The organism is Streptomyces sp. NPDC048338, assembly GCF_043201055.1.
Classification (GTDB): Bacteria; Actinomycetota; Actinomycetes; order Streptomycetales; family Streptomycetaceae; genus Streptomyces.
Genome location: NZ_JBICYQ010000012.1, coordinates 306210 through 323591 on the forward strand (window position 1 = coordinate 306210; position 17382 = coordinate 323591).

Annotated in this window: 19 protein-coding genes and 1 pseudogene; 11 read left to right on the forward strand and 9 right to left on the reverse strand. The window is 69.9% G+C overall.

Annotated features, from left to right (window positions below; all coding sequences use genetic code 11):
- Positions 1-73: 73 nt before the first annotated feature.
- Positions 74-654 (forward strand): annotated as a pseudogene (locus ACGFZF_RS27480) (Uma2 family endonuclease).
- Here the strand turns inward: ACGFZF_RS27480 and ACGFZF_RS27485 are convergent.
- The gene (locus tag ACGFZF_RS27485; protein WP_393558346.1) at positions 632-844 is read right to left on the reverse strand and encodes a hypothetical protein; all 213 of its coding nucleotides are present in this window, start codon (positions 842-844) and stop codon (positions 632-634) included. The pseudogene ACGFZF_RS27480 and the gene ACGFZF_RS27485 sit on opposite strands and share 23 nt — an antisense overlap.
- Positions 845-1011: 167 nt before the next feature.
- On the opposite strand from ACGFZF_RS27485, the gene ACGFZF_RS27490 reads away from it, so the two are divergent.
- On the forward strand, positions 1012-1281 hold the full coding sequence (locus tag ACGFZF_RS27490; RefSeq protein WP_019434848.1) for a type II toxin-antitoxin system Phd/YefM family antitoxin: 270 nt from the start codon (positions 1012-1014) through the stop codon (positions 1279-1281).
- Complete coding sequence (locus ACGFZF_RS27495) at positions 1274-1537, forward strand: type II toxin-antitoxin system RelE/ParE family toxin (RefSeq protein ID WP_393558349.1); 264 nt, start codon at positions 1274-1276, stop codon at positions 1535-1537. The genes ACGFZF_RS27490 and ACGFZF_RS27495 overlap by 8 nt, the downstream gene beginning before the upstream one ends.
- A 274-nt stretch (positions 1538-1811) precedes the next feature.
- On the opposite strand, the gene ACGFZF_RS27500 is transcribed toward ACGFZF_RS27495, so the two are convergent.
- Both ACGFZF_RS27500 and ACGFZF_RS27505 read right to left on the reverse strand, forming a co-directional pair.
- Entirely contained in the window at positions 1812-2105 is a 294-nt protein-coding gene (locus ACGFZF_RS27500; protein WP_393558351.1) for a hypothetical protein, read from the reverse strand.
- A 170-nt stretch (positions 2106-2275) separates the two neighbouring features.
- Complete coding sequence (locus ACGFZF_RS27505) at positions 2276-3916, reverse strand: restriction endonuclease fold toxin-2 domain-containing protein (RefSeq protein ID WP_393558353.1); 1641 nt, start codon at positions 3914-3916, stop codon at positions 2276-2278.
- 595 nt (positions 3917-4511) lie between these two features.
- On the opposite strand from ACGFZF_RS27505, the gene ACGFZF_RS27510 reads away from it, so the two are divergent.
- Together ACGFZF_RS27510 and ACGFZF_RS27515 are read left to right on the forward strand one after the other, a co-directional pair.
- The gene (locus tag ACGFZF_RS27510) at positions 4512-5126 is read left to right on the forward strand and encodes an HdeD family acid-resistance protein (RefSeq protein ID WP_393558355.1); all 615 of its coding nucleotides are present in this window, start codon (positions 4512-4514) and stop codon (positions 5124-5126) included.
- A gap of 333 nt (positions 5127-5459) precedes the next feature.
- Positions 5460-6041, forward strand: a complete 582-nt coding sequence (locus ACGFZF_RS27515) for a Uma2 family endonuclease (protein ID WP_393558357.1) — start codon at positions 5460-5462, stop codon at positions 6039-6041.
- Between the two features lie 112 nt (positions 6042-6153).
- On the opposite strand, the gene ychF is transcribed toward ACGFZF_RS27515, so the two are convergent.
- The gene (gene ychF / locus ACGFZF_RS27520; RefSeq protein WP_147981009.1) at positions 6154-7242 is read right to left on the reverse strand and encodes a redox-regulated ATPase YchF; all 1089 of its coding nucleotides are present in this window, start codon (positions 7240-7242) and stop codon (positions 6154-6156) included.
- A 330-nt stretch (positions 7243-7572) separates the two neighbouring features.
- On the opposite strand from ychF, the gene ACGFZF_RS27525 reads away from it, so the two are divergent.
- On the forward strand, positions 7573-8139 hold the full coding sequence (locus tag ACGFZF_RS27525; RefSeq protein ID WP_393558390.1) for a DUF6542 domain-containing protein: 567 nt from the start codon (positions 7573-7575) through the stop codon (positions 8137-8139).
- A 74-nt stretch (positions 8140-8213) separates the two neighbouring features.
- Here ACGFZF_RS27525 and ppgK read toward each other — a convergent pair whose 3' ends face one another.
- Both ppgK and ACGFZF_RS27535 read right to left on the reverse strand, forming a co-directional pair.
- On the reverse strand, positions 8214-8957 hold the full coding sequence (gene ppgK / locus ACGFZF_RS27530; protein WP_393558360.1) for a polyphosphate--glucose phosphotransferase: 744 nt from the start codon (positions 8955-8957) through the stop codon (positions 8214-8216).
- A 174-nt stretch (positions 8958-9131) separates the two neighbouring features.
- The gene (locus ACGFZF_RS27535; RefSeq protein ID WP_393558362.1) at positions 9132-10151 is read right to left on the reverse strand and encodes a 4-hydroxy-3-methylbut-2-enyl diphosphate reductase; all 1020 of its coding nucleotides are present in this window, start codon (positions 10149-10151) and stop codon (positions 9132-9134) included.
- A gap of 92 nt (positions 10152-10243) precedes the next feature.
- Between ACGFZF_RS27535 and ACGFZF_RS27540 the strand changes: the two genes are divergently transcribed.
- From ACGFZF_RS27540 to ACGFZF_RS27555, 4 genes are all read left to right on the forward strand, one after another.
- Entirely contained in the window at positions 10244-11587 is a 1344-nt protein-coding gene (locus tag ACGFZF_RS27540) for an APC family permease (protein WP_393558364.1), read from the forward strand.
- A gap of 65 nt (positions 11588-11652) precedes the next feature.
- Positions 11653-12867, forward strand: coding sequence for an exodeoxyribonuclease VII large subunit (gene xseA, locus ACGFZF_RS27545; protein ID WP_393558366.1), 1215 nt, complete (start codon positions 11653-11655; stop codon positions 12865-12867).
- A gap of 140 nt (positions 12868-13007) precedes the next feature.
- Positions 13008-13241 (forward strand): exodeoxyribonuclease VII small subunit, encoded by a 234-nt coding sequence (locus ACGFZF_RS27550; RefSeq protein ID WP_393558368.1) that lies wholly within the window; start codon positions 13008-13010, stop codon positions 13239-13241.
- A 164-nt stretch (positions 13242-13405) separates the two neighbouring features.
- The gene (locus ACGFZF_RS27555; RefSeq protein ID WP_147981003.1) at positions 13406-13996 is read left to right on the forward strand and encodes a malonic semialdehyde reductase; all 591 of its coding nucleotides are present in this window, start codon (positions 13406-13408) and stop codon (positions 13994-13996) included.
- Positions 13997-14151: 155 nt separating this feature from the next.
- On the opposite strand, the gene ACGFZF_RS27560 is transcribed toward ACGFZF_RS27555, so the two are convergent.
- Entirely contained in the window at positions 14152-14676 is a 525-nt protein-coding gene (locus tag ACGFZF_RS27560) for a DUF4245 domain-containing protein (RefSeq protein WP_393558370.1), read from the reverse strand.
- Positions 14677-14802: 126 nt separating this feature from the next.
- On the opposite strand from ACGFZF_RS27560, the gene glpX reads away from it, so the two are divergent.
- A complete protein-coding gene (glpX, locus tag ACGFZF_RS27565) occupies positions 14803-15834 on the forward strand; it encodes a class II fructose-bisphosphatase (protein WP_147981001.1) in 1032 nt (343 codons plus the stop codon).
- A 107-nt stretch (positions 15835-15941) separates the two neighbouring features.
- Here glpX and ACGFZF_RS27570 read toward each other — a convergent pair whose 3' ends face one another.
- On the reverse strand, positions 15942-16310 hold the full coding sequence (locus ACGFZF_RS27570; protein ID WP_147981000.1) for a WhiB family transcriptional regulator: 369 nt from the start codon (positions 16308-16310) through the stop codon (positions 15942-15944).
- 247 nt (positions 16311-16557) lie between these two features.
- Positions 16558-17253: a DUF1707 domain-containing protein gene (locus tag ACGFZF_RS27575; protein WP_393558373.1), complete on the reverse strand. Its 696-nt coding sequence runs from the start codon at positions 17251-17253 to the stop codon at positions 16558-16560.
- Positions 17254-17382 lie beyond the last annotated feature (129 nt).

A 17382-nucleotide genomic window follows, 5' to 3' on the forward strand; every position in this document is an offset into this window, starting at 1 on the left:
ACACCGAATCCGGTTCGGTACGGGCGCCGTCCACCGAACCCCTTCGAACCCGCGGAATCGCTAGGGTCGTTCCATGACCGCACTGCCCGACTGGATGCGCCCGCCGCGCGCGGAGGGCTGGTTCGCGGCGGACCTCGACCGCCTCCCCGAGGCACCCCGCCACACCGAGCTCATCGACGGAGCCCTCGTCTTCATGATGTCCCCCAGCGGTGGTGGCACGGCCACCTCGTCACGATGCTCACCGTCACCCTGATGGAGCAGGCGCCCGCGGACACCAGAGTCGGCCGCGAGATGACCATCAAACTCGATCAGCGCAACCGCCCCGAGCCGGACCTGCTGGTGACGACGGCCGACTTCGACGGCGACCGGACCTGGTTCGCCCCCGAGGACGTGCACCTCGTCATCGAGGTCGCCTCCCCCGAGTCCGCCCACCGGGACCGCACGGTCAAGCTCCGGAAGTACGCCGAGGCCGGCATCCCGCACTACTGGTGCATCGAGGACGAGGACGGCGCGCCCGTCGTCCACGTCTACGAGCTCGACGAACCCACCGGCGCCTACGCGCCCGCCGGCATCTTCCGGGGCACCCTCCAGCGCCCGGTCCCCTTCGAGATCAGCCTGGACCTCGACAAGCTCACACCGCCCCGAAGCGGCTGAGAACCTGTGCCGTCCGGCCGGCCACCGAGGTCTCGTACATCGTGATCAGGTCTCCCGGCGCGAGGTGCCTCCACCGCTCCGGGGTCAGGGGCAGAAGGCGTACCGGAGCGCGATCCCCGGGTGAGAGGGCGCCGGCGAACTCGACCGACATCCGGGCGAAGTCCAGCTCGGGCGCTCCATCGCCGCTCACGGTGCCGATGTCCCACATCGGACAGAGCACCCCGGCCCCGTTCGAGCCCCATCGCGCCGTCCACTCGACGCCCAGCTCCTCCCACTGGTCGTGCGCCGACGCCGTCCAGAAGGGTCACGCACCCACCCCCGTTGTGTACACATGGGACACTCGGTACACTTGAGCGCATGACGCAGCCGCTGCCCATAGAGTCCATCCGCGATGTGCGCGCCCATCTCGCCGAGGTCGTGGAGCGCGCGGACCGCGACGACGTACCCACGGTGATCACACGCCGAGGCAAGGAAGTCGCCGCCGTCGTCTCCATCGAAGTCCTGCGCAAGTACCAGGAGTGGGAAGAGCGCGAAATCAATCGGATCATCGACGAGCGCATGGCCAACCCGGCGCCCGGCATTCCGATCGAGGACATCATGAGGGAGACGCTGGCGCGCGGTGAGTGAGTACCGAACCGTCTTCCGACCCGAGGCACAGGCCGAGCTTCGCAAGACCCCCCGCGACATGGCGCTTCGCATCCTGGCCAGGCTGACCGAGCTGGAAAGCGATCCTCTCGGCTTCAACACCACCGCACTCGTGTCCCAGCCGGACCGCCGCCGACTGCGAGTCGGCGACTACCGCGTCGTCTACACGATCGACAACGGGGAACTGGTGGTCTGGGTCGTTCACGTGGGACACCGATCCACCGTTCACGACACCTGATTGCCTCTGACCGCGCGTCAGAATATCCAGCACCCATCCAGCACGCTGACGACGAAGGGGTCGGACTCGACAGAGCCCGACCCCTTCTGAGTTGCACGTTCGACTCAACACCTCACGCGCAGTATGCGTACGGCTACACGTTGAAGCGGAACGCCTGATGGCCGATCGTGACCTGCGCTGGAGCTCCCCTTGGCGCCCTGACCAGCCATTTCTCCGTTGGCATGCGTTGACCTCCGGCGGCCGCCTACGGGTGTCCTGCGGACTGCCTGCGGACTCACTCGACGGAGTCGAGGTGCCTCCGAAGCTCCGTAGCGATCTCCTCTTCGCCGCCCTCGACCGGCAGGGGCCACGGGTCCTGCTCGCCGTTGGCCATGGCGAGACTGCTCCCGAACCGGACGAGGTTCGGTGCGGGGACGAAGGAGTCACGGAGCCATCGGGCGAAGACGGCGGCTTCACCAGCGGTCACGTCGGTCAGGGTGATGTAGGCATAGTCGAGGTCGGTCATCGCCGCGGTGCCGTCGATCCATACGTCGGGGGCCAGCTCGATCTCGAAATCAAGGACGGTCATGCTATGGATACCGGAAATCCGGTGTTCCACGGTGGGCTCGGGGAAGCCCTGTCTCAGAGCCCGCTCCAGGGACTCAAGGGTGGCATCCCACGCTCCGCCGTCGCCTTGAGGCGGGTAGAAGGCGAAGTTGGTTCGGATGTTCCGTTCAGCAGACACAGTCTTCCTCTGTCTCAGGGCACGTATCGCGTCGAACCGGGCGTGCCCGTCATCGCCATCATGGACTGCCAGTACGCGGCGTTGTCCTTGCCGTTCGTGACGATCTCCAGGCCCTTGATCTCACCGTTCGCGGGGTTCGCCATGGCTTGCTTGTAGCGGACGAGTTCCTTCTCGTCACCCGCGTACATGGCGTCGACGACAGGGTCCCAAGCGATCTTTCCCTTGTCGTTCACCTTGACCGGCTTGGTCAGCGTCTCCTCCACGCGGTCGAGGGAGCGGAAGCTCTTCTTCTTGCAGTCCGGATCCCGAACGTGCTTCGCCTCGACCAGGTGCCCGTCGACCGGCCGGATGCCGTCCACCATCAACCCCCGATTCTTCCCGGCCAGCGGCACTTCCCGCTCGGGATACCCGGCGATACGGAGCTGGTACGCGTTGTCCGGGTCGGTCGGGCCGCCGCCTCCGGCCAGCCCACCGGGCCTGAGGGAGTTCATCCAGGTACGAAACTGCTGTTGCTCCGGGACGGTCAGCAGGCGCGTGGTGCCAGGGACCGGCGGAATCGGATCCGCGAAGGGGATCCCCGGGTCGACGGGATTGACCGCGGGAAGGAGCGTGGGCGCACCCGCGTACGAGGCGAGTCTGATCGGCCCGGGAACGGGCACGCGTATGAGCGGGGGCAGGAAGGGCATCCCCGGGAGTCCGGGGGCCGAGGGGCCCTCCGGGGTCGGCAACGTGACCCGGCCGGACGAAGAGTCGAGCGCGTGCGCCACCTGTCCCAGATCGCGTATCCAGGAGTCACTGAGCACCGCGTCATGCAGGCCGCCGTCGTACCCGTTGGCGCCGAACATCGGCTGGTCCCACGGCATGTCCACCGTGAACGGGTCGTTCTGGTGGTGGCGGATCTTCTCCTTGGCCGCTTCCACGTGCTCGGCGTACCGATCGCATGCCTTGGCGATCTGATTGCAGGCGGCCACGAGGTTGGTCACCAGCGGTTCGTCCTCCTGCGCTTTCGCAGGAGGACATGTCATTCCGACGCAGTACTTGACGTACGTCTGGAAGGACTCGGCCGCCTCGCCGGAGTGCGCCTTGCTCGCGGTCAGGGCATAGGTCTGCGCGTCTTCCAGGAACCGCTGCATGAGCGATCCCGCATGCCGCCAGGACGTGGCGACATCGCGGATCTTCTCGGTCGAGCCCCGGAATCGGTCGCTCCGCCCCGCCGGAGCGTACTTGTCGTACCAGGCGGTTTCGCCGACCACCTCAGGAAGCTCCTGTCCGAGGCCGAGGTAGTTCTCCGTGCAGTCGGCCCCTGGATCGCCCATACCTACGGTGAGGTCGGCCTGTTTCCCCAGGAACGCCGCGACCTGCCGACTCTCCTCGGCCATGAACTCGCGAGCGTTGCGCATCAACCCGCGGCTCGTCTCACCCAGGACGTAGGAGCTGAACCCCAGCTTGTCCAAGGTCGCGGACGCGGCCGACACGTACACCTTGGCAAACGCTCGCCCGGCGTCGTCGTCTCCCGCCATCCCGTGCTGTCGGGCCAGCTCGTGCCCCAGGGCGATGGCCGTGTCCCTGGCCCCGCGCATGGATTCGATCAGGCCCATCGAGCCCCGGATCATCCCCTCCGCGATGAACTTCAGCTCCGGTGCGAGTCCGCTCACTGCCGCCTCCCCGTTGCAGACATGAACGAACACGCTATCCCAGGAGGCCAGTTCGCAGGAGATGGTTATCCGGCTGTCGTTCGATCAGCGCCCCGACCACCATCCTCGGGCCGCGGGCCCGAGTTCTGCGGACCGCCGCGGACAGCAAGACGCCCTGACCCACGTTCTCGCGGGTCAGGGCGCCTCTGCTGGTCCGATCAGACGTTGAAGCAGAATGTCTGCGATCCGATCCCGACCTGCGGCGGAACCGCACACAAAGCCCTGACCAGACATTCCTCCGCTGGCGTGCGTTGGGTGCCGACGGATTTTTCACGAGCGTCCTGCGGACTGTGCGCGAACCGGCCTACGGGGGTCTCGACGGAGTCGAGGTGACTGCGCAGCTCAGCAGCGATGTCTTCGCCGCCGCCCTCGGCCGACAGCGGCCAGGGGCCCTGAAGGAGTCCCGGCACCCCACCCTCGACCTCATCACATGGGAGCACCCGCCGAATCAGCAATCAATACCATAACGACCTAAAATAGCCTAAAAATCAAGCAAGGCATGTCCGGCGGCTTCAAGGTGCCCCCGCGGGCCGCTCGGCTAGCCCAGGAGGCCGTGATGACCGTTTCCCCCGACGCGGCACCGCAGTACACGCAAAAGGACCCCGAGGACGCCCTCAAGCAGCTCGGAAGCTCATGGCACTGGGCACTCGGCATCGCCCTTGCGACACTGATCCCAGGCATCCTGGTGCTCGTATGGCCCGACGAGACGCTGCACATCCTCGCCGTGATCATCGGTCTGCAGCTCCTGGTGGCGGGTGGCTTCCGTTTCGTCGCGGCCTTCTCGCACAGCAGCGACCGGGGCGGCAGCAGACTGGCGGGCGTCCTGATCGCCGTACTGGCGTTCCTGGCGGGCGTCCTGGTGCTGCGTCATCCGATGCAGACCATCGCCGCGCTGTCCCTGATCGTCGGGGTGTTCTGGCTGCTGACCGGAGTGCTCACGGCGTACGTCGCGATCGCCGACCGCGCGCTCGTGCATCGCGGCCTGCTCTTCGGCCTGGGCACCCTCGGCACCGTCGCCGGAATCGTCGTGCTCTCCTTCCCGGTGGACTCTGCGGTCGCCCTGACACGACTGTTGGGACTCTGGCTCGTCCTGCTCGGCGTATTCGAAGTAGTGATGGCCTTCGCGCTGCGCTCCGCCACCCGCCGGGTCACGCCCACGCCTCCAGGGTGAACGCCGGGCGTTGACGGCCCCGCATCCCCGAAGCCACTCTCGTCGATCGCAGCGGACTTGGCCGGCCTTCGAGGTGCTGCCCAAGTACCAGGAGTGGGAAGAGTGCGAGATCAACCGGATCATCGACGAGCGCGACTGTCTCGTCACAGGCAGGCGAACTCGCCTTCGCGGCGCAAGAACTCTTCACGCCTTGCCTGCTCGACAGCGTCCATGACGCGCACCTGGCCGGAGCTCCAGTCCCGCGTCAGCGGCATTTGCCGCAGCCGGCGAAGCGTGCGAACCAGACGCCCAAGAGCACCTCACCTGACGTGGCCATTGCCGTACCGTGAAGCCATGACCGCACTGCCCGACTGGATGCGCCCGCCGCGCGCGGAGGGCTGGTTCGCGGAGGACCTCGACCGCCTCCCCGAGGCACCCCGCCATACCGAGCTGATCGACGGAGCCCTCGTCTTCATGATGTCGCCCCAGCGGGCCTGGCATGGCCGCCTCGTCACCGCCTTGACTACCACCCTCATGGCGCAGGCGCCCCCCGGCTTCGAGGTTGAGCGCGAGATGACGATCCGCCTCGATGCCCGCAACCGCCCCGAGCCAGACCTCTTGCTGACGAACCTGCCCTATGACCCCGACCGCACCTGGTACGCCCCGGAGGACGTGAAGCTCGTCGTAGAGGCGGTGTCACCCGAGTCCGCCCATCGCGATCGCACGGTCAAGCTCCGGAAGTACGCGGAGGCCGGCATCCCGCACTACTGGTGCATCGAGGACGAGGACGGGGCACCCGTCGTCCACGTCTACGAGCTCGACGAACCCACCGGCGCCTACGCGCCCGCCGGGATCTTCCGGGGCACCCTCCAGCGCCCAGTGCCCTTCGAGGTCAGCCTGGACCTCGACAAGCTCACGCCGCCCCGAAACAGCTGAAATGTCAGCACCAAGTCATCACGGGAATGCAGAAGGGGTCGGACTCGCCAGAGTCCGACCCCTTCTGACCTGCACGTTCGACGAAATCATCTAACGTGCAGCAACGAGGTGACTACACGTTGAAGCGGAACTCCACCACGTCGCCGTCCTGCATGACGTACTCCTTGCCCTCCATGCGGGCCTTGCCGGCCGCGCGGGCCTCGGCGACCGAGCCCGTCTCGATCAGGTCGGCGTAGGAGATGACCTCGGCCTTGATGAAGCCCTTCTGGAAGTCGGTGTGGATCACACCGGCCGCCTCGGGAGCCGTCGCGCCCTTCTTGATCGTCCAGGCGCGGGCCTCCTTCGGGCCTGCCGTGAGGTAGGTCTGGAGGCCCAGGGTGTCGAAGCCGACGCGGGCCAGGGTCGCGAGGCCCGGCTCCTCGGCGCCGACGGACTGGAGGAGCTCCATGGCGTCCTCCTCGTCGAGCTCGGCCAGGTCCTGCTCCAGCTTGGCGTTGAGGAAGATCGCCTCGGCCGGGGCGACCAGCGCGCGCTGCTCGTCCTTGAAGGTGTCGTCCGTCAGCTCGTCCTCGTCCACGTTGAAGACGTAGAGGAACGGCTTCGTGGTCAGCAGGTGCAGGTCGTGCAGCAGCTCGGCCTTGTCAGAGCCCTGGAGGATGCCCTGCGAGAAGAGGGTGTCGCCGCGCTCCAGGATCTCCTTCGCCGCCTCGACGGCCGCGACCTTCGGGGCCACGTCCTTCTTGATCCGCGCTTCCTTCGCCAGACGCGGCAGGACCTTCTCGATCGTCTGCAGGTCGGCGAGGATCAGCTCGGTGTTGATCGTCTCGATGTCGTCCTTGGGCGAGACCTTGCCGTCGACGTGCACGACGTTCTCGTCCTTGAACGCACGGATGACCTGGCAGATCGCGTCGGACTCACGGATGTTCGCGAGGAACTTGTTGCCCAGGCCCTCGCCCTCGCTCGCGCCGCGGACGATGCCCGCGATGTCGACGAAGTCGACCGTGGCCGGCAGCTGCCGCTGGGAGGCGAAGACCTCGGCGAGCTTGCCGAGGCGGGGGTCGGGGACACCGACCACGCCGACGTTGGGCTCGATCGTGGCGAACGGGTAGTTGGCCGCCAGCACGTCGTTCTTGGTCAGGGCGTTGAACAGGGTCGACTTGCCGACATTCGGCAGACCGACGATTCCGATCGTGAGCGACACGTTGGCGACTTCCCTAGCGGTGTGGAGGCGGGGTGGGGCGTACGGATGATGGGCCGATCCCCCAGTTTACGGGCGTGCGGAACCGGCCTGCGACGGCGACCTTCGGTCGAACTCGGCGGCAACGTCACCCAAAGGGCGTGTCCCGTGACGGTGACCCGGCCCCTCCCGACCTACGTTGGTGGAGTGGAGCAGCACAGGACAAGTCAGCCGCAAGGCCGCCGACGGCCGCAAACGCCCCTCACGCCGCCGGGCGCGCTCGTCGAGGGTGCCGCCGTCTACCGTGTCGACCCCGGCGCCGCGCAGGGCCCGGGCCGGGTCCGGGTCGAACCGGTGGGGGCGCCGGTGCGCCGGCCCGCACCGCCCGTCGTCGTGGCCCTGAGACGGCTGCCCAACCCCCGGCTGACCGGCCTCGGCGCCGGGCTGTTCGCGTCGGCCGCCATGCTGGTGATCGGCTTCCTCGACTGGCTCCTGTTCGACGGGTCGCCGGTCGTCTTCGGCCTGCTGTTCCTGCCGGTCAGCGCGCTGACCGCGCTGTGGGTCCGCACCGCCGACCTGGTCACGGCCCCGATCAGCGTGCCCATCGCCTTCGCGGTCGGCGTGGTCCCCATCTCCGGGGGATCCGGCGGCATCGGCGGACAGGCCATGGCCCTGGTCACCGCACTCGCGGTGCACGCCGGGTGGCTGTACGGCGGCACCCTCGTCGCCGGACTGATCACCTGCGTCCGGAAGGTACGGGACATGGGCCGCCGGCAGCGGGCCGCCGGGGTCGCACGCGCGAGCGCGCCGGCCGGGGCGAGGCCGAGACTCAGGTCCGGAGCCAAGTCCGGCGCGAAATCCGGACCAAAGCCCGGGGCCAAGTCCGGGGCGGGTGCCGGACCCCGGCGCCCCGCCCCGTAGTCGCAGGCGTACGGGGCCGGCCCGGAGCCCCGCACGCAAGCCGCCCGGGGTCCGGCAGCGCGGCCCTCCGGCGCTCAGCGCTCCGCGGCCGCCATCGCCGCGCCGACGATTCCCGCGTTGTTCTCCAGTTCCGCCGGGACGATCTCCGCCTTGATGTCCTCGAGCAGCGGAAGGAACTTGTCCGCCTTCCGGCTCACGCCGCCGCCGATGATGAACAGCTCCGGCGAGAACAGCATCTCCACGTGGTCGAGGTACTTCTGCAGGCGCTTCGTCGCCCAGTGCTCCCAGCTGAGGTCTTCGTCCTCCTTGGCCTTCGTCGAGGCGCGCTTCTCCGCGTCGTGGCCCTTCAGCTCCAGGTGGCCCAGCTCCGTGTTCGGGACCAGCCGGCCGTCGACGAAGAGCGCCGAGCCGATGCCCGTGCCCAGGGTCAGCAGGATGACGGTGCCCTTGCGGCCCCGGCCCGCGCCGAAGGTCATCTCGGCGACGCCGGCCGCGTCCGCGTCGTTCAGGACGGTCACGGGCAGGCCCCCGAGACGGTCGGAGAGCAGCTTGCCCGCGTCGACGCCCACCCAGGACTTGTCGACGTTGGCGGCCGTGCGGATCGTGGAGCCGGTGACGACGCCGGGGAAGGTCACCCCGACGGGACCCGACCAGCCGAAGTTCGCCACCACCTCCGCGACGCACCCCGCCACGTCGTCGGGTGTGGCGGGGTGCGGGGTCAGTACCTTGTGGCGCGGCTCGGCCAGATCTCCGCGCTCCAGATCCACGGGAGCGCCCTTGATGCCCGAGCCGCCGATGTCCACTCCGAAGACGTTCATGGACCCCACGTTAGGGGCTGACGGCGGGAGTTACCGCCCGACGTCCCACTTGCGGGTGTGCCCCGTTCACGGGCCCGGCGGATCCGGTCGGCCCGCCGCCGGCGGCCCGCGGAACGGCCGGCGGCCGCGGGGTGGTCCGCCGGTACGGGGCCGCTCCCGCCCGGCGGCGCGGGACTACTCCTGGCCGGCGCGGTCCCGCAGGAGCGCCTCGGCCTCGGCCCGCAGGTCCTTGTTGCGGAGCTCCTTGGGCAGCGAGAAGGTCAGCGACTCGTCGGCCGTCTTGACGATCTCCACGTCGGCGTAGCCGCGCTCGGAGAGCCAGGCCAGGACCTCCTCGACGAGGACGTCCGGCACGGAGGCACCCGAGGACAGGCCGATGGTGGAGACGCCCTCCAGCCAGGTCTCGTCGATCTCGCTGGCGAAGTCGACCAGGTACGCGGCCGGCACGCCGGCCTGCTTGGCGACCTCGACCATCCGGATGGAGTTCGAGGAGTTCTTCGAGCCGACGACGATCACCAGGTCCGCCTGGCCGGCGAGCTCCTTGATGGCGGTCTGCCGGTTCTGGGTGGCGTAGCAGATGTCGCTCGACGGCGGGGAGATGAGCTGCGGGAACTTCGCCTGCAGCGCGTCCACCGTCTCCATGGTCTCGTCGACCGAGAGCGTGGTCTGGGAGAGCCAGACGACCTTGGACGGGTCGCGGACCTCGACCTTGGCCACGTCCTCGGGGCCGTCGACGAGCTGGATGTGGTCGGGGGCCTCGCCGGAGGTGCCGATGACCTCCTCGTGGCCCTCGTGGCCGATCAGCAGGATGTCGAAGTCCGCGTCGGCGTACCGGACGGCCTCCTTGTGGACCTTGGTGACCAGCGGGCAGGTGGCGTCGATCGTGGCGAGCCGGCCCTGGCGGGCCTCCTCGTGGACGGTCGGTGCCACGCCGTGCGCGGAGAACATGACGATGTTGCCCGGCGGCACCTCGGTCGCCTGGTCGACGAAGATGGCGCCCTTCCGCTCCAGGGTCTGCACGACGTACTTGTTGTGCACGATCTCGTGGCGGACGTAGATCGGCGACCCGTACTGCTCCAGGGCCTTCTCGACGGCGATCACGGCACGGTCGACGCCCGCGCAGTAACCACGGGGAGCGGCGAGCAGGACACGCTTGGGGCGGTTGGGCGCGGGCGTAGCAGTCATGCGTCCCATCGTAAGGCCGCGCGGAAAGGCGGCCGCATCGTCCGCCCCGTCCCCGGCCGCGTCGCCGCGGCGTGATCGGAACCGTGGCCGAGACTGGGCGCATGGCCGAGGAAGCACAGGTGCCAGCGCACACCGGACTGCGTCGGAATCTCGGGTTCCGCGACCTTGTCGTCTACGGGCTGCTCTTCATCGCGCCCATGGCCCCGGTCGGCGTCTTCGGCACCCTGGACGCGAAGTCGCACGGCGCGGTGGCGCTGGTGTACCTGGTGGCGACGGTCGCCATGGGCTTCACCGCCTTCAGCTACGCGCAGATGGTGCGCGTCGCCCCGCAGGCCGGTTCCGTCTTCACGTACGCCCGCAAGGGGCTGGGCGAGGGCCCGGGGTTCATCGCCGGCTGGATGGTGATGCTCGACTACCTGCTGATCCCGGCCGTGGCCTACCTCTTCGCCGGCATCGCGATGGAGGCGCTGGTCCCGGAGGTGGACCGGTGGGTGTGGACCGGGATCGCCGTGGTGGTCACGACCCTGCTGAACCTGTGGGGCGTGCGGGCGGCGGCACGGGTGGGTTTCGTGGTGCTCGCCCTGGAGATCGTGGTGCTGCTGGTCTTCGTGGCGTCGGCGGTGACGGCGCTGGCCGAGGACGGGGCCCGGCGCGACTGGTGGTCGCCGCTGACCGGCGACACGATGTTCTCCTTCTCGTCGGTGCTGGCCGCGGTGTCGGTGGCGGTCCTGTCGTACCTGGGCTTCGACGCGATCGCCTCCTTCGCGGAGGAGGTGACGGGGGGCTCGGAGAAGGTGGCCCGCGCGGTGCTGTTCTGCCTGGCGCTCGCGGGCGTGCTGTTCGTGACCCAGACCTACCTGGTGGCGCTCCTCGGACCGGTGTCGTCGGCCGAGCTGGCGGCCGAGCCGGCGAAGCAGGGCTCGGCGTTCTACGACGCGGTGGACGCGTCCGTCGGGACCTGGCTGCACGACCTGGTGGCGGCGAGCAAGGCGATCGGCGCGGCCTTCGCGGCACTGGCGGGGCAGGCGGCGGCCGGCCGGCTGCTCTTCGCGATGGCGCGGGACCGGCGGCTGCCGCATGTGCTGGCCCGGACCGACTCCGGGGTGCCGCGGGTGGCGCTGCTGCTGGCGGCCGCGGCGACGATGGTGGCGGCGGTGTGGGCGGCGCGGCGGGACGACGGACTCGACCACCTGGTGTCGGTGGTGGACGTCGGGGCGCTGACGGCCTTCGTCCTGCTGCACGCGAGCGTGGTGGGCTGGTTCGCGGTGCGGCGGATGGAGGGGCCGCCGCGGTGGTGGCGGCACGTGGTGGCGCCGGTGGTGGGGGCGGGGATCCTGGTGGCGGTCATCGTGGAGGCGTCGGTGTCGGCGCAGCTGGTGGGCGTGATCTGGCTGGGCGTGGGGATGGTGGTCCTCGCGGTGCAGGGCGCGGCTCACCGGGAGTGAACGGCGGACGGGCCGCGCGCCCGCGGGCGCCGTGACATGTCCGTGGTCGCCGCTAGTCTCGGCGCATGGGTCTCAACACGTCCGCAGAAGCGCCGCTGCCCGTAGGTGAGGTCTCCCGGCTCATCGGGGGGTGGATCGACCGGCTCGGGGCCGTGTGGGTCGAGGGGCAGATCACGCAGCTCTCCCGGCGGCCGGGGGCCGGAGTGGTGTTCCTGACCCTGCGCGACCCCTCGTACGACATCTCCATCGGCGTCACCTGCTACCGCCAGGTCTTCGACGCCGTGGCCGACGTCGTCTCCGAGGGCGCGAGGGTCGTCGTGCACGCGAAGCCCGAGTGGTACGCGCCGCGCGGGCAGCTCTCCCTGCGGGCCGTGGAGATCAAGCCGGTGGGCATCGGCGAGCTCCTCGCCCGGCTCGAACAGCTGAAGCGGAGCCTGGGCGCCGAGGGCCTGTTCGCCCTCGACCGCAAGAAGCCGCTGCCCTTCCTCCCCCAGCTCGTCGGCCTCGTCTGCGGACGGGCGTCCGCCGCCGAGCGGGACGTCCTGGAGAACGCCCGGCGCCGCTGGCCGGCCGTCCGCTTCGAGGTGCGCAACGTGGCCGTGCAGGGGGTGAAGGCCGTCCCTCAGGTCGTGCAGGCCGTGAAGGAGCTGGACGCCCACGACGAGGTCGACGTGATCATCGTGGCCCGGGGCGGCGGCAGCGTGGAGGATCTGCTGCCGTTCTCGGACGAGCAGCTCGTCCGGGCCGTCGCCGAGTGCCGCACTCCGCTGGTCTCCGCGATCGGCCACGAACCCGACTCGCCCCTCCTCGACCTGGTCGCCGACCTGCGGGCCTCCACCCCGACCGACGCGGCCAAGAAGGTGGTCCCGGACGTCGGCGAGGAGCTGGACCGGGTGCAGGGGCTGCGCGACCGGGCGCTGCGGAGCGTGCGGGGGCTGCTGGAGCGCGAGGAGCGCGGTCTCGCGCACGCGCTGGCGCGGCCGGTCATGGAGCATCCGCAGCGGATGGTCGAGGTACGCGAGGAGGAGCTCGACGCGGTGCTCGCGCGGAGCCGCCGGACCCTGCGGCACCTGCTCGACCGGGCCGACTCGGAACTGTCCCACACCCGGGCGCGGGTCCGGGCGCTCTCGCCGGCGGCGACCATGGAACGCGGGTACGCCGTGCTCCAGCGCGCCGACGGCACGGTCGTCCGGGACCCGGAGGAGGTCGCGGCGGGCGAGGAGCTGAGGGCCCGCGTCGCGGCGGGCGAGTTCCCGGTGCGCCGCGTCGACGGTTCGTGATCCGCGACGCCTCGTGACCGGCGGCCCCTGTCCCGTAGGAAGTCCGCCCACACAGAGTCCGCCCACACAGACGACCCGGACACAGTCCGACCCACACAGTCCGACCCCGGACATCGGATCCCACACGGAGGGTGACAGCCATGGCAGGCACGACGGAAGAGGCCGCGCTCGGGTACGAGCAGGCACGGGACGAGCTGATCGAGGTCGTACGGCGCCTCGAGGCGGGCGGGACGTCCCTGGAGGAGTCCCTGGCGCTCTGGGAGCGCGGGGAGGAGCTGGCGAAGGTGTGCCGGCGCTGGCTGGAGGGGGCCAGGGCCCGCCTGGACGCCTCGCTCGCGGCGGAGGAGAAGGCCGGGACGGACGGGGAGGCGTAGATCGCGGCGGCAGTGGCCGGGTCGGCCGGCTCCGGACGGAGGAGTACCCTGGAGCCTGTGAACCGGATCACTATCCGCATTAGTTAGTTGAAAATTAACCTATCCGGGGCGTACCGTCGGGGACATCGCTCGAACACCCCCTGCTTGTCCGGAAGGTACGCAGCATGTCTCTCGTTCTTGACCCCGCCGCCCAGGACCTCCTCTTCCGCGAGGCCCGCACCGCCAACACGTTCTCCGACGAGCCGGTGACCGACGAGCAGGTCCAGGCGATCTACGACCTCGTGAAGTTCGGCCCGACCGCCTTCAACCAGACGCCGCTGCGCATCACCCTGGTCCGCTCCCCCGAGGCCCGTGAGCGCCTGGTCAAGCACATGGCCGAGGGCAACCAGCCCAAGACCGCCGCCGCCCCGCTGGTCGCGATCCTGTCCGCCGACAACGAGTTCCACGAGGAGCTCCCGGCCCTGCTCCCGCACTTCCCGCAGGCCAAGGACATGTTCTTCGCCGAGCGCCCGGTCCGCGAGGGCTCGGCGCTGCTGAACGCCGCCCTCCAGGCCGCGTACTTCATCATCGGCGTCCGCGCCGCCGGCCTGGCCGCCGGCCCGATGACCGGTCTCGACTTCGCGGGCCTCCAGAAGGAGTTCCTGGACGCCGACCACACCCCGCTGATGGTCGTCAACATCGGCAAGCCCGGCGAGGACGCCTGGTTCCCGCGCTCCCCGCGCCTGGACTACGACGACGTCGTCACCACCGTCTGAGTCGTCACGGCCTGACGCCTCGCGCGCCAGGACACGACGGAGCCCCCGAGCGCATCGCGCCCGGGGGCTCCGTCTCTTTCACCCACCGTGCCGTTCGTCCACCCGCACCGCTCACGCGGCCGGCGGGCGGTCACGCCGTCCCGTGCGGCGCGGGGTCACGCCTTCTTCGACTGGAGCGCGCCGGCCATCTCCGCCAGGCGGTCGAACGAGGCCGTGCCCGTGACCACGGTCGTCGCCTTGCCGTCCGTGCGCACGAGGGCGTCGTACTTCGGACCCTCCCAGCGCTGCCAGACCTGACCGGCCACCGTCTGCGTCCGGCCGGAGTTCTCGGCCTGCTGCGTGACCTCGGGGACGAACTCCTTGGGCGCCGCCGTCGACTGGTGCAGCGAGACGTACTGGGTGTCCGGGTCCAGGAAGCCCAGCTGCCAGGCGTTGTCCTGGTCGCGCTTGTACGAGACGACCGTGGCCCTCCAGTCCTCGCCCAGGCCCTCCGGGGCGAGCACCGGATACGGCGCCGCCCGCTGGGCCGTCAGGAGCTCGACCCGGTAGTCCTTGGCCTTGACCGGAGCCGCCGTCTCGTCGTGCGGGATGAAGAGATACATCACGCCCGCGGCGATCATGATCACCGCCAGGGACTGGAACATCCCGCGTACCGTCTGCCTGCCTCGCATACCTGCCACGCCCCCATGGTCGCATCATGGTGTTGTGCTCATACGTGGGCCCCTCTGCTCAAATTGTCGACGTACCGATAGAGTCGCAGGACCCTCTTCACTTCCGGCCGTCGCCGTACAGAAAGGTGCGCTCCGATGACCGAGCATCATCTGCCGTCCGAGCTCGAGGTCTCCCCCGAGGCCCCCGACCGCAACCTCGCCCTGGAGCTGGTCCGGGTGACCGAGGCAGCCGCCATGGCCGCCGGCCGCTGGGTCGGCCGAGGCGACAAGATCGGTGCCGACGGCGCGGCGGTCAACGCCATGCGGACCCTCGTCTCCACCGTCTCGATGAACGGCGTCGTCGTCATCGGCGAGGGCGAGAAGGACGAAGCCCCCATGCTCTACAACGGGGAGCGCATCGGCGACGGCACCGGCGCCGAGGTGGACATCGCGGTCGACCCGATCGACGGCACCACGCTCAACGCCAAGGGCATGCCGAACGCCATCGCCGTCCTGGCCGCCGCGGACCGGGGCACGATGTTCGACCCGTCCGCGGTCTTCTACATGGACAAGCTGGTCACGGGCCCCGAGGCCGCCGACTTCGTCGACATCAACGCCCCGGTGTCGGTCAACATCCGCCGGGTCGCCAAGGCCAAGGGCATGGCCCCCGAGGACGTCACGGTCGTCATCCTGGACCGCCCCCGCCACGAGGGCATCGTCAAGGAGATCCGCGAGACCGGCGCCCGGATCAAGTTCATCTCCGACGGCGACGTCGCCGGCTCGATCATGGCCGTCCGCGAGGGCACCGGCGTCGACATGCTGCTCGGCATCGGCGGCACTCCGGAGGGCATCATCTCGGCCTGCGCGATCAAGTGCCTGGGCGGTGTCATCCAGGGCAAGCTGTGGCCGAAGGACGAGGCCGAGCGCCAGAAGGCGATCGACGCGGGCCACGACCTGGACCGCGTTCTCTCCACGAACGACCTGGTCAGCGGCGACAACGTGTTCTTCGTCGCGACCGGCATCACCGACGGCGAGCTGCTGCGCGGCGTCCGCTACCGCTCCGAGACCGCGACCACGTCCTCGCTGGTGATGCGCTCGAAGTCCGGCACGATCCGCCAGATCGACTCCACGCACCGGCTGTCGAAGCTGCGCGCGTACAGCAAGATCGACTTCGACCGCGCGAAGTAACCACGCGGCGGTCGTGCGGCGCGGACGCGCCGACGGCCCGACGGAAAGGGGCGCCCCCATGTGCGGTGGGGGCGCCCCTTTCCGTACGGGGCGGGAGACCCGGCGGATCAGCCGGCCGCGGCGATCCGCTCCGTCGTCGCCTTCTTGAGCTCCACCTCGCGCCGCCGGCGCCGGGCGAGCACCACGCGGCGCTCGGCCGCGGTCAGTCCGCCCCACACGCCGTACGGCTCCGGCTGGAGCAGGGCGTGCTCCCGGCATTCGACCATCACGGGACAGCGGGCACAGACCCGCTTGGCGGCCTCCTCACGCGCCAGGCGGGAGGCGGTCGGCTCCTTGGACGGGGCGAAGAACAGTCCGGCCTCGTCCCGGCGGCACACCGCCTCCGTGTGCCAGGGGCCCGCCTCGTCCTCCCGCGCGGGGGCACGCTGAGGAGGAACGGCGGCGACCTGGAGGGGCTGATGCGGCGGATGCAGCACGGGTCTACTCCTGACGACGGCTTCGCGAGCGAGAGACGATGCAGCAAGCCCTACCCGCTGTGCGCGCGCCTATGCACTGCGTGCCGCCGAGTTCCGGAGTGCGGAACCCTGGCGACGGATTCCGGTCACTCCCGCCCCTCGCGTCCGGCCGGTGACCGTGGCACCCGCGGCGGGACGGACGGGGCGTTCACGCCGGACGGCCGGCGACCGGCACCACGCCCCGCCGGCCCGACGCGTCCTCCGGCCGTCAGTGGCCGAGGTGCTTGCGCAGCTGCTTCTGGACGTGGTTCTGGAGGTCGGTGATCCACTTGCCCCGCTTGGGCTTGGCCTCGACGTTGCCGAACACCGAGTAGCCGTTGATCACGACGACGGGGGCCTGCGGGTCCGCGCCCTCCAGGGTCACGACGTCGAAGTTGCCGAAGATCCCGGTGCCGCTGCCGCGCAGGCTGATGTTCTCCGGCACCCGCACCTCCACGTTCCCGAAGATCGAGGTGGCGTTGATCGTGGTCAGGCGCTGCGCGAAGAGCGCCTCGGTCAGGTCGATCTCGATGTTGCCGAAGAGCGCGAACGCGTTGGTCCGGCGGCCGACCCGCCAACGGCCCTTACGGGTGGTGCTGGAGAAGATCGCGACGAGGTTGTCGGAGGGACCCGGGGCGTCGTCGGGACCGTAGGCGTACGCCGACTCGGGCTCCTGGCGCGGCCGCGCCCCGGCCGGGAGGTCCCGGACGATCGGCTCCAGCTCCCCCAGGGTCTTGGCGCGGTAGACGGCGTCGATCCGGTCCGAGTGTTCCTCGGCGTCGAGCCGACCCTCGGCGAGGGCGTCCCGGAGGATGTCCGCGATCCGGTCCCGGTCCGCGTCCGAGGCCCTCAGGGCGTCGCCGGGCGGGACGGGGGCGGGTTCGGCGGGGGCGACCGGCTTCTGAGGCTGCTTTTCGAGGTCCACGAGCCCAGATTAGCGAAACGCGATAGATCGCGACTAGGGGGTGTCTTGTCGATCAGGCCGGACGAGTGAGCGGTGTCCTGGGGCTTCGGATCCAAGGCGGAGGAGAGAGGCATGGCGGAGCCATGCCGA

What these genes read in the sequence shown, in the direction of transcription:
- ACGFZF_RS27490 (WP_019434848.1), top strand. Translation starts at nt 1,012, where the DNA reads ATGACGCAGCCGCTGCCCATAGAGTCCATCCGCGATGTGCGCGCCCAT.
- ACGFZF_RS27500 (WP_393558351.1), bottom strand. Translation starts at nt 2,105, where the DNA reads ATGACCGTCCTTGATTTCGAGATCGAGCTGGCCCCCGACGTATGGATC.
- ACGFZF_RS27510 (WP_393558355.1), top strand. Translation starts at nt 4,512, where the DNA reads ATGACCGTTTCCCCCGACGCGGCACCGCAGTACACGCAAAAGGACCCC.
- ACGFZF_RS27515 (WP_393558357.1), top strand. Translation starts at nt 5,460, where the DNA reads ATGACCGCACTGCCCGACTGGATGCGCCCGCCGCGCGCGGAGGGCTGG.
- ppgK (WP_393558360.1), bottom strand. Translation starts at nt 8,957, where the DNA reads ATGAACGTCTTCGGAGTGGACATCGGCGGCTCGGGCATCAAGGGCGCT.
- ACGFZF_RS27535 (WP_393558362.1), bottom strand. Translation starts at nt 10,151, where the DNA reads ATGGGACGCATGACTGCTACGCCCGCGCCCAACCGCCCCAAGCGTGTC.
- ACGFZF_RS27540 (WP_393558364.1), top strand. Translation starts at nt 10,244, where the DNA reads ATGGCCGAGGAAGCACAGGTGCCAGCGCACACCGGACTGCGTCGGAAT.
- xseA (WP_393558366.1), top strand. Translation starts at nt 11,653, where the DNA reads ATGGGTCTCAACACGTCCGCAGAAGCGCCGCTGCCCGTAGGTGAGGTC.
- ACGFZF_RS27550 (WP_393558368.1), top strand. Translation starts at nt 13,008, where the DNA reads ATGGCAGGCACGACGGAAGAGGCCGCGCTCGGGTACGAGCAGGCACGG.
- ACGFZF_RS27555 (WP_147981003.1), top strand. Translation starts at nt 13,406, where the DNA reads ATGTCTCTCGTTCTTGACCCCGCCGCCCAGGACCTCCTCTTCCGCGAG.
- glpX (WP_147981001.1), top strand. Translation starts at nt 14,803, where the DNA reads ATGACCGAGCATCATCTGCCGTCCGAGCTCGAGGTCTCCCCCGAGGCC.